Source organism: Robertmurraya dakarensis, assembly GCF_900156875.1.
GTDB lineage: Bacteria > Bacillota > Bacilli > Bacillales > Cytobacillaceae > Robertmurraya > Robertmurraya dakarensis.
This window is the reverse complement of the sequence record NZ_LT707408.1, coordinates 1661428-1672590: the sequence shown is the minus strand read 5'-3', so window position 1 is coordinate 1672590 and position 11163 is coordinate 1661428. Positions and strand designations below refer to the sequence as shown.

Annotated in this window: 11 protein-coding genes; 1 reads left to right on the top strand and 10 read right to left on the bottom strand. The window is 38.4% G+C overall.

Annotated features, from left to right (window positions below; genetic code table 11):
- The 5 genes from CZ487_RS27085 to CZ487_RS09155 form a co-directional block, all read right to left on the bottom strand.
- Positions 1 to 235 (bottom strand): IS110 family transposase (locus tag CZ487_RS27085; protein ID WP_139339546.1); only part of this gene is annotated, 235 nt, incomplete at its 3' end.
- A 292-nt stretch (positions 236 to 527) separates the two neighbouring features.
- Positions 528 to 2222, bottom strand: coding sequence for a PucR family transcriptional regulator (locus CZ487_RS09170; protein ID WP_077211802.1), 1695 nt, complete (start codon positions 2220 to 2222; stop codon positions 528 to 530).
- 12 nt (positions 2223 to 2234) lie between these two features.
- Complete coding sequence (gene eutB / locus CZ487_RS09165; protein WP_077211917.1) at positions 2235 to 3212, bottom strand: hydroxyectoine utilization dehydratase EutB; 978 nt, start codon at positions 3210 to 3212, stop codon at positions 2235 to 2237.
- A gap of 246 nt (positions 3213 to 3458) precedes the next feature.
- Complete coding sequence (locus CZ487_RS09160) at positions 3459 to 4196, bottom strand: polyphosphate kinase 2 family protein (protein ID WP_077211801.1); 738 nt, start codon at positions 4194 to 4196, stop codon at positions 3459 to 3461.
- A 26-nt stretch (positions 4197 to 4222) separates the two neighbouring features.
- On the bottom strand, positions 4223 to 5566 hold the full coding sequence (locus CZ487_RS09155; protein WP_077211800.1) for an MATE family efflux transporter: 1344 nt from the start codon (positions 5564 to 5566) through the stop codon (positions 4223 to 4225).
- Between the two features lie 164 nt (positions 5567 to 5730).
- Here CZ487_RS09155 and CZ487_RS09150 point away from each other — a divergent pair, with 164 nt between their 5' ends.
- A complete protein-coding gene (locus tag CZ487_RS09150; RefSeq protein ID WP_077211799.1) occupies positions 5731 to 6654 on the top strand; it encodes a DMT family transporter in 924 nt (307 codons plus the stop codon).
- Between the two features lie 60 nt (positions 6655 to 6714).
- Here the strand turns inward: CZ487_RS09150 and CZ487_RS09145 are convergent, their stop codons facing one another.
- The 5 genes from CZ487_RS09145 to CZ487_RS09125 all read right to left on the bottom strand — a co-directional run bounded on the left by CZ487_RS09145 (position 6715) and on the right by CZ487_RS09125 (position 11161).
- Positions 6715 to 7446: a polysaccharide deacetylase family protein gene (locus tag CZ487_RS09145; RefSeq protein ID WP_077211798.1), complete on the bottom strand. Its 732-nt coding sequence runs from the start codon at positions 7444 to 7446 to the stop codon at positions 6715 to 6717.
- A 130-nt stretch (positions 7447 to 7576) separates the two neighbouring features.
- Complete coding sequence (locus CZ487_RS09140; RefSeq protein ID WP_077211797.1) at positions 7577 to 8653, bottom strand: TRAP transporter substrate-binding protein; 1077 nt, start codon at positions 8651 to 8653, stop codon at positions 7577 to 7579.
- A gap of 491 nt (positions 8654 to 9144) precedes the next feature.
- Entirely contained in the window at positions 9145 to 9513 is a 369-nt protein-coding gene (gene crcB / locus CZ487_RS09135; RefSeq protein ID WP_077211796.1) for a fluoride efflux transporter CrcB, read from the bottom strand.
- The gene (crcB, locus tag CZ487_RS09130) at positions 9513 to 9887 is read right to left on the bottom strand and encodes a fluoride efflux transporter CrcB (RefSeq protein WP_077211795.1); all 375 of its coding nucleotides are present in this window, start codon (positions 9885 to 9887) and stop codon (positions 9513 to 9515) included. The genes crcB (CZ487_RS09135) and crcB (CZ487_RS09130) overlap by 1 nt, the downstream gene beginning before the upstream one ends.
- 218 nt (positions 9888 to 10105) lie before the next feature.
- Positions 10106 to 11161 carry a cytochrome d ubiquinol oxidase subunit II gene (locus tag CZ487_RS09125; protein ID WP_077211794.1) on the bottom strand — a complete coding sequence of 352 codons (1056 nt, stop codon included), beginning with the start codon at positions 11159 to 11161 and terminating at the stop codon, positions 10106 to 10108.
- Positions 11162 to 11163 lie beyond the last annotated feature (2 nt).

Below are 11163 nucleotides of genomic sequence, written 5' to 3'. Positions count from 1 at the left end.
TAGGTTCAATCCCGACAATGACTTCCGTTTTTTCGTATTCTTTCATTGCAGCCAAAATGCGTTGATAAAAACTCTGAAAACCATCACTAGATTGTAATACTGAGAAAGATTTTTGGAGCACCCGCCCACGATCATCTACAAAGCAAGCGAAATGTTTTCGCTTAGCAATATCGATTCCGACAACGAGTGTTCTTTCGGTGACTTGATTTATTTTCTGATTTTGTTTAAAATCCACTTTGGAGTCCTCCTTGGTTAACTAAGTTAGGGGTCATTTCGCGCTACGATTTGACACCCCGTAATCATACCAAGAGGGCTCTTTTTTGTTCAAGTCCCCGAAAATCCTTCTAACAGGAATGCTCCTATAAACATTTTTTGGAATAGGCTATTTCTTATACTACGGTCAAAATGAAATAAACTCTTCAATATTAAGTAGTTTACCAAATCACAGCCCTTAATCATGTCTTCACTGCTTTTCCTAAAAATAATAAAAAGGCGATTGCTCTAAGCAACGCCCTATTGAATGCCCCCTATTCTTCCTCAGACAACCCAATTTTCCAGGCTTTAATACTTAGATCTAATAAAAATAAGTCATCCGGGTTAATGAGTGAAAGACCTGTCAGCGATTCAATTTTTCTCAAACGATAAAGCAATGATTGTCTGTGCAAATTTAAGACTCGTGCGGTCTGACTAACATTTCCTTTACATTGATTGTAGGTGCTGAATGTTCCGATTAGATCCATTCTCCGCTGTGAATCATACTGAATCAACGGCTCAATCGTAGATAAAATGATACTTTTTATTTCCGGCGTTTGCGCAATATGTAAGAGCAGCCGGTCCACTCTCGTCTCTTCGTACATTAACCGATAGCCTGCCCCATATTTGCGTCTGCCGATATTTAAAGCAATATTAGCATGGTCATAGCTTCCCTTAAATCCCATCCCTGTTTCGTGATATTGACCGATTCCCCATGAAATGACCACTTCCGGAAGCAAGTTTCGCAGCCTCCGTTCAACCAGGTCAAGAAAGTTGGAGGGATTTTCATTTTGCTCAATCTCCAAAAAGATTAACAGTTTTTCGCCCTGTGATGTCATCATAATGCTTCTTTTTAGTGACTGTGCTGCATAATAAATTTCTTCTTCAATATACCGAATCATATGGTCAAGCCAATGGAGATATGAGTCGTATTCTTTTTTACGCTTCTGGAATAGTAAGTCTAGGTTTTCGGGAAATCCAACAATACAAATATAAGGAAGATGAAGATTGTATCCTAGTAATTTCGCTCTTGAAACGGCTTGGTCCCAAGAATAGAACTCCCCTTTTGCAAGTTCCTGTACAAAATCACTGCGAAGCCGAACCTTCGTTTCTTCAATAGCGTTTTTACGAGTTAGCCATAGGGCTATCGTAGTTACAGAATGCTCCAGCACATTGACACGAAAATCATTTAGAAAGGTTTCATACGTTATATTATGGGGTAATAAGACATAAAGATAACCTTGCGCATCACCTGAAGCTTGTAAAACTGGCAGTTGTAACACAGATTGTTGATTTAAGTACATATTTTGTATCTTCCGAATCATCGGATCATGCTCTAAAATATATTCTTCTTTTCTACATGGAATAAGACCCTGCTGAATATATTGATTCCAGCTTTCAATCATGCTCTTTTGGGATTGATTACTTTTTCCGATGATCATTCCCGCTTTATCCGTAATTACAATGGGGCATCCTAGCTGTCTCTGAATAAAATTTGAAATTTTATTCAGGTCATAATCATTTAAAATCAGCTTTAAGAGCTCTTGCTGCACTCTCTCTGATTTCTTTCGTTCTAAATTATGAAGATCATTTAAACGATTCATTACTCTTTCAATGATATCTGAAAAACGTACTTCCCATGGAATCTCAACAATAATGAATTCTTCCTTCTCTGCTAATTCAATAACCTCTTTCGGGATGTCATAAATATGTCTACCTAAAGCAATCATAAGAGCAGAGGCTTCTGACTCAATGATATCTTGAACATATGCTTTCAATAGCTCAAGATCATGCCCGCAGCCAATTGCGGTACTGAGGACTACTTCATTTTTACGGACAAAATTTTCAACAGGCATTTCAATGGCAGAGACCCACTGGACATATCGATCTGCCAGCACCTCTTTACCCGTTCTTACCCTGGCATTTTCCAAAAAATTAAAATTCAAGACATCCTTGACTGTAAGGATCATTCTTGCTTCACCTCATCCCCCTTTGTTCTTTTCAAATGACTGGATGATTTGCACAAGAACGGAAAAGTCTACGTTGTTTCCAGTAATAACAACGACCACCGCCCCATCTTGATAAGCTAATTTTTCCCCCAGCACAGCTGCCACTCCGGTTGCTGCCGCCCCTTCAATGATCATGCGATGTATATCGATCATAAAGGACATACTGCCGGCAATTTCTCCCTCTGATATAAGAAGGATATCGTCCATATATTTTTGGACCATTCTGAACGTATATTGATTTTGAAGTCCAATTCCTCCTAATAAACTGTCAGCTAGAGTTGGTTTCTCCTCTAATTTTACTGGCTTCCCAGCTTGTAAACTTTCAAACATCACAGCAGAATTCTCCATGGAAACACCTGTTACCCTGATTCCTGAATCAAAAGATTTTAATGCTAAGCCAACACCCGAAAGCAAACCACCGCCAGAAAGGGGAATTACCACGTCACTTACATCCGGGATGCTTTCTAATATCTCTAACCCGATTGTCCCTTGTCCGGCAATGACATATGGATCATCAAAAGGATGAATCACAGTCATCCCTTTTTCTCTTTCTAATTCGTAGCAGTACTCCCCAGCCTCATCTTGGCTATCGCCATATATTTCAATTTTAGCTCCTAACCTTTTCAGCGAATCCACCTTAGCCTTTGGCACATGTCTAGAAATACAAACACGGGCATCGATTCCTAGTCTTTTCGCCAAATAAGCAACCGCCATCCCATGATTTCCCGTTGAAAACGTGGCAATTCCTCTTTTTTTCTCTGCTTCAGTTAAACTTAGAATTTTATTGGCTGCCCCTCTTACCTTAAAGGCTCCTATATCATGGACATGTTCGAGCTTTAAATACACAGGGCGGCCAATTCTTTCAGATAAAACGAAAGATTGGATAAAAGGCGTTGCCGATATAAGCGGGGATATGACCTTTCTAGCTTTCCAAATATCGTGAATACTCATTTCACTTTGCCTAGAATTCTTGTTATCGCTCAAAATTCCCCCTCCTCATTCTTGATAAGACATGGGGATTAGCTTGCAATCTATTATTAATTCATGCAGCACTCTATAAAACATTGATACTCCGTCAGCGAGAGCTTACTCCCTAAATCTGCTATAAAACTAAGAAGGGGCAACCTTGAATTGATTCATAGGTCCCCCTTTACACACATATTTTTCACTTACAAAAAGGATTTATTTATTACAACTTTATGTTATAGGTTTTGAATTATTCCTTAAATCTAGATTTCTTCTAATGGTTTCCGTGAAGATCTTTAACACTTTCACACGGGCATACCATTTATTATTTCCTTCAATTAGTTGCCATGGCGCATATGAAGTGCTCGTTTTTTGAAACATATCCTCTGCTGCCATCTCGTATTCTTCCCACTTTTCGCGATTACGCCAGTCTTCATCAGTAATTTTCCATTTCTTAAAAGGATTTTCCATTCTTTCTTTAAAACGGGCAAATTGTTCGTCCTTTGATATATGCATCCAAAATTTAATGATGATGTAACCATCGTCAGTCAGCCATTTTTCAAATTGATTGATTTCATCATAGGCTCGTTCCCATTCCTCTTTACTGGCAAAGCCCTCCACTCGTTCGACAAGTACTCTACCGTACCATGAACGATCAAAGATTGCCATCTTCCCTTTATAGGGAAGTCTTTTCCAAAAACGATGAAAATAATGATGGCGTTCTTCTTGAGAATCTGGTGCGGATATCGCATGTATTTCAAATAATCGGGGATCTATTCTCTCTACGATTCTCTTAATAGTTCCTCCTTTTCCAGACGCATCCCATCCTTCAAATACTGCAATGCATGGGATTTTTAGATTATCTAGCTCTTTTGCTAATTTTAACAACTCTAATTGATAATTTTTTAATTCCTGCTTGTATTGCTGTTTATCCTCTATATTCTTTGATAAATCAAGCAGTTCCAGCATGAACGATCCCCTTTTCTTTAATATATTCATCCAGCTTTTTCAACAAACAGCCTCTTCGATCTCCATCCACCCCATTTAAAATAGGAAAAAGCAAAGATGCTGCTAATGATAAAGCTGATTCCCATCCCCAGTGCAATCCCATTTTGTCCGAACAAAGTTGAACAAAAATAGGTGAGCGGATATCGCAGAAGCCAGAAAGAAAGAATGTTCAGCACCAACACCTGATACATAGCCCCAGAACCTCTGACAATTCCGTTTAGAATAAAATTGAGACCAATAAAAGGGTAGAAAAAAGCAATCAACTTTAAATAATCTGTTCCGAATACAACAGCGTCACTTTCCTGAATAAACAGAGACGTCAATGGTTCTGCAAAGGCAAACACAATCATGGCAACCGTTATCATTATGATAAAATTATAAACTGCACCTATAATGGCAATTTCGCGGACACGGTCCCAGCGCTTAGCACCGATATTTTGTCCAGCCATGCTATTAACGGCAGTCCCTAACGCCATCGCTGGCAAAGTAATCAAGCTATCGATCCGCTGCGATGCACCGAAGCCCGCAACAACAGCTCCACCGAAAGTATTCACGACTGACATGATCGCTGTTATACCTGCAAAAATAACGGTCATTTGCAGCCCAGCTGGAATACCAAGCTTGAGAATGAGCCACACTTCCGTTCTGCTGGGTATAGTTGGCAAAGAAAACGGAACAAGTTTCAAATATAATGTGTACACCAAACCGGACAAGAACGCGATTCCTTGCGAAAAGACAGTTGCCCAAGCTGCACCTTGAATGCCCCAATCCAATACAGAAATGAAAAAAGGATCTAAGATCGTATTTAAAATGGCTGCGACCATCACAAACTTGAGCGGTGTTTTGCTATCTCCTAATGCTCTTAGTACCGTGCTGATAAAATTGTAGCCAATTAAAAAGAGTATTCCGATGAAGTTAATTCTTAAGTACGTTTGAGCGTCCCCTAACATCTCAACAGGGGTATTCAACATCACTAATATTTGCTGTGAAAAAACAACACCAAACACCCCAACCAAAATCGATAAGGTAGTAAGCAACACGACAAAAGCGTTTAAATATCTTTTAAGTCCATTAACATCCTTTCTTCCTCTTTGTTGAGATAATATGGTCAGAGTAGCATTATTGATCCCGATAATAAAAGCCAATACAGTGGTTACGACAGTAGAAGCAATGGTAACTGCACCAAGGGCGTTAGCCCCAAGGAGATTTCCCACCCATAAGCTGTCAATAAATTGGTAAGATACTTGCAAAAGATTGGTCAGCATAATCGGGCCTGAAAAGAAAAACAACTGCCGGATTATGCTGCCATTCGTAAAATCATGCTGCGACAAAAGTGAAACACTCCCTTATTTTTTTCAAGTATCGATGATATAGTTATCTATAACCAAGGATAAAATGAATAGGTAATTTTTACAAACATAAAGACGTACTTTTCGATCTCAATAGATTCGTAGAATATCTTAAAATACTTATTTCACCTTATAGGAGCTATATTATGTTACGACTAAAAGGAATTATCATGATCATTTCCGGGTCGATGTTGTGGGGAGCAACTGGTCCGCTCATTCAAAAGCTATTAGAAACAACGGATTTATCCGTTCCTTTTCTACTTACCCTTCGCTTGATCATAGCAGGGGTGTTCTTATTAGCATATTTACTTTCTAGGAAAATAGATATTTTTTCAATTCTAAAGATCGCTTCATGGCGAAACCAACTCATTTTGTTTAGTCTTTTTGGCATGCTTGGCATCCAATATACATTCGTCGCTGCTATCGAAGAAAGTAATGCGGTGGTAGCTACATTATTACAATTTTCAGCGCCTATCTTTGTCGCAGTATATGTCTCATTCACACATAAGAAATTTCCCCCGCGCTATCAAATCATTGGCATAGTTGGAACGCTTGCTGGCCTATTTTTATTATTGACAAACGGCTCTTTTGATACTTTGTTAGTCAGCAGAGCAGCTTTGCTTTGGGGTGCAGCTTTAGGTCTCGCCTTTTCTTTTTATACGTTGTATCCTGCCCGTCTTATGAAAGAATGGAATATTTTAATTGTTGTAGGCTGGGCCATGCTTATTGGCGGGATCGTACTAGGCGTGGTTAATGCAGTATGGAATTCTGCAGAATGGCCGATTGTTGCAAAGCCTGAAGTTTCATTAATGCTTGGAATTATTATCCTTTTTGGTACCATTGCATTTGTATTATTTTTAAGCAGCATGAAGTATATAACAGCGGTCGAGACGAGTATTTTATCAAGTGTCGAACCTTTAACTGCTATGGTGATTTCGGTTATTTGGTTCGGTACCATGCTTTATAATATCCAGTTATTAGGCGTGATGATTATGCTGATCTTCGTCACATGGCTGTCTGTAGGAGGTAAGAAACCTGCTCTAGGGAGAAAAAGTAGGAATGCCCTATAAATAACACCCATAAGTTACGTTGCTCGATAACTTTTGGGGGTTAGGAAGGCTTGAACTGACCTACTTTTTAAGCAAGCCAGCAAACTCATCTAGTGTGGTGGAATACTTCACATAAATGCGGGGCAGCAAATAAAGCTCGTCTTTAAGCCCCGTTTCCTTGTATAAGGTTGGAGTTGTTGTCAGACCGAACTTATAATATTTTTTCGTTTCTTCGACGATCTTGCTGTTGAAATTCCCATAAGGATACGCTAATGCGATAACGGGTTTCTTTGTAATAGCTTGGATTTTAGCTTTAGAATCCGCCAGTTCATTTTCTAACACCTCTAATTTCGTTAAATCAGGATGAGTCGCTGTATGTGACTGTATTGAAATCAATCCAGAGTCGGAAAGCATTTTCATTTCCTCTTCTGATAAACGATTCGCCCAGCCAATAAAATCAGAAATGACGAAAATCGTACCCCTTGGTTTAAAATATGGAGTCTGCAGTTTTTGATAAATCTCATATGCATTTAGATTATTCTTATATCCATCATCAAAAGTGATAAAAATTGGCTTCTCTACTTTATGAATATCCTCCCACTGTTCAAAAGTTAATAGAGTATAGCCTTGATCCCGCAAATATCTCACCTGTTCTTCAAAGCTCTCCGGCGTAACATAAAGTTCCTTAGAACCTATCCCCTTGTATTCATCAATAAAGTGATAGACCAATATCGGAATTTCTTTTTTAGCTAGCACTTGCGCAGGAATGATGATATAGAACAAAATCAGAAACACCATGATAGACTTCTTCATATAAATCCTCACTTTTCGCACATTATTTTTTCTTATTCTCCCACCTTAAGTTCAATTTTATTGCAAATAAAAAGCTGATAGAGGAATGCGATCTCCTTATCAGCTCTAATGTATTTAATTTTCTAAAAGCCTATTTATACTTACTCAAGCTTTCCTTATACTTCTCTAAATAATCTTTAATGGGGAAATCCTCAGTATGATTTTCCTCTACCCATTTTTGCTGAAAGCCTTCCCCGATTTCCGTCCATTTCTTCTGTTCTTCTTCCGTTAACTCCACCATCGTTTTAGTGTCCATAAATCCATCAATAATTTCATTCGAAACATCATCATAAATCGGACCGATTGCCTCGGTAACTTCTTGCCCTGCTTGAATCATCGCCTCTTGAATATCAGGAGAAAGACTGTTCCACACCTGTTCATTAATAATTAAACTTTGCAAACTAGTTCCCCAGTGCGGAAAGACTCCGTGAGTTACAACTTCCTCAACACCAGAGGTTCTCAATGGTAATGCATCAATGCTCAATGCGTCTACAACACCTTTATCCAGTGCTTCGTACATTTCCGGGAACGCTACTGTAACAGGAACAGCTCCAAGTGATTGAAAGAACTCATTCGTAATTCCGCCAGCCGTTTTAATTTTTAGCCCTCTTAAATCTTCAGGATCGCGAATTTCAATATCTTTAGACCAAATTTCATATGGAGACGAGAATAAAATCCCTAGTGGTCTCACACCATTATTTAAGTAATCTTTTTCTAAAATTTCCGGGTTACTTTGCAGCAAATCCCAATATCCCATTGTTGCCTGCTTTGCCGATTGGGCTACTCCAGGCATATTTTGCAAGGAATTACTGATCGGCATTTCCGAATTGAAATAGATGGTCGGAAGCATCGCAATATTCATTACATTGTCCTTCGTCAACCCCAGCATATCAGCGGTTTTCCCTAATTGTTCAGAAGGATAATAATCAAACTTTACTTTCCCCTCTGTTAATTCTTCTACTTTCTCCATCCATGGGTTTACAAAGTTGGTATGTGTATTGGAAGTTTCAGGGAAGAACGTAGCAACTTTTAAAGTAATAGGTTCATCTCCTTCAGAAGCTTGCTCTGGGTCTTTACTATCGGTCGAACTAGAGCTTGAATTGCATCCAACTAAAGAAATAATGGCAATAAACATCAAAAAAATAAAAAGGCTCTTAAGTTTGATCATCTCTTCATCTCCAATCAAAAAATATATTTACATCTACTCAGCGATATTAATACAGAGAGAATAGCATAATTTTATAATAATAGTCAAATAATTTTGAATATTTTATTTATTATTAAACACTGTCTATTCACCTGAAAAATCCCAATATTCAAAAGAACAAAAACAAAGAGCAGCAAACCCTTTTCATAAAGAGTTTACTGCCCTTTTTACACTTAGCACCATCTTATATATTGTTCTAGTAGAAATTCATAAGGTAAGTCTTCTAAGTTCGTCTCCAATCGTATCGGCCCCGCCTACGCCAGATACCACGATGGCCACGCATGCCATCCAACCTATTTTTAGTATATTTGAAAACGCTTTCAATTTCAAGGCTTTTTATTCTTCTAGTTTCGACACTTTTCTCAGTTAACGCGTTACTAATAAGAATCCACCTAATTCCTAAAGTCCTATTATCAGGTTCATAACCTGGATCGACTGTCTTTAAAAAATGATTATGTTAAATAAGGACCTAACAAAATCCCTATAAAAGCTAATAATATTCCCCCAGCGTAAGTGATTAATTGATAAATGAAAAATTCTTTTTTCTTATTGCTCAAATGCAACTGTATACCCTCTAATTTAAATGTCGAGAAGGTCGTGAATGCCCCCATAAAACCTGTGCCAATTAATAAGAAGGAATACTCTCCAACACCCATTCCGATTAATAAACCAAGAAGAAATGATCCTAATAAATTAATAAAAAGTGTACCAATGGGAATGGATGCTGAAACCCTTTTATTGATATATTGACTTACAAAAAAACGCGAAATCGCCCCAAAGAACCCGCCAGCTCCCACTAATAAAATTTGAAATATGCTCATCACACTGCTTCCCCTTTACTAAGACTAAAGCCTACCCGGCTCATCACTAATCCTCCAAAAACACTTACTAATACATAAATCAACGCTAGGACCAGATCACCATTTCTAACAAGGGTGACCGTTTCAACACTTAAGGCAGAAAAAGTGGTGAACGACCCAATAAATCCTGTTCCTATCGCAGCTTTAAAAAGCGGTGATAATGAAAACCACTTCACTATACCCGTTGTAAACCAAGCTAACAGAAAACTTCCGATAAGATTAACAGTTAAGGTAGCAAATGGAAAGACAACACTTTCATCGTATAAAACAACACCAGTCATATACCTTAGAATAGCCCCAAAGGAACCAGCTACTCCAATAAAAAGATAAATCATCACTACTCCTCCGAATACAGCATAAATAAAAAAGACTCAGGCCAGTTAAATATTCTGACAAGAGTCACTAGTCTAATTGGCCATCAAAATTGTTTTTCATCACCTGTAAAAGCATACACTATCGTAAATTATAAATTAACTTGACTTAAAATTATAGACCATTATCACAAATCAAAAATCTAATGGAAGGTGCAGGCACCTTCCATTTTCTTCCATCTTCATGATTGGGTTCCTTCTTTTGGTTTTCTTTGACGCAAATAGCGTTTATCATGCATAAATAAGCTCCAAAAATAAATAAATCCAGGAAACAGGATTGCAAAGCCTACGATGTAGGTGACAAATACAGCGCGAAACGAATTGGGATCGGTAAACGCGGATTCAATCGTCACGTTAGGGTAGACAATATACGGAAGATGGGCCTTTCCATACACGTAACCTGCAGCCAAATACTGAATAGTCACTGCTATCATCGCAAGCCGCGGCATCCCGCGGACCCCTTTTTCAAAAAATGAGGGGAGAAATAATCCAGCGCCACCAAGTAAAAAGAAGAACAATGAAAACAAAAGGAGCGGGAAATCTTCCATCATTTTTTCATACAACCAAGGCGCCTCACCACGTAAGGTCAACATAATTAGGAACGCCATCGCTAATGAAATCGGACCAAATATTCTTGCATCGCGAAGATACACTTGATATGCATCCATTTCATTTGAGACCTTTGAATAATCCGCAAGCAAAACAGACGATAGAAATAGAGTACTGCTAATGCCAAACCCAATAAACGCATATACATTAGCATTCGTAAATAATTCTTCGAGATTAAGCTGTGCAAATCCCGATCCATATTCAACAAATTCCCCATGTGTAATTGGGAGCACACTGATTAACAGTCCCGGAATTAAAATCCCTGTAATGCCCGAAATATACGTTAACGGTTTGCGATATTCTGTAGCAATATTAGAAAAGACGAGAAATGCACTTCTTAAAGCAAGTAATAATAAAATCATACTTCCAGGAACTAAAAGAATCGTTCCGAGCGTATAAGCAGCTGCCGGAAACAAGCTGTATACCGCCACGACCAATGCAACAATAAACGTATTCGTAACTTCCCATGTGGGTGATAGGTAGCGGTTGGCAATGTTCGTTGCTTTTGTTTTTTCCCGGTTAATGTAAATCATCGACCAAAATCCTGCACCAAAATCCATTGTCGCCATTACAGCGTAAATAAACACAAACCCCCAAAGTACTGTAATTGCAATTAGTGCGTCCGTCATAA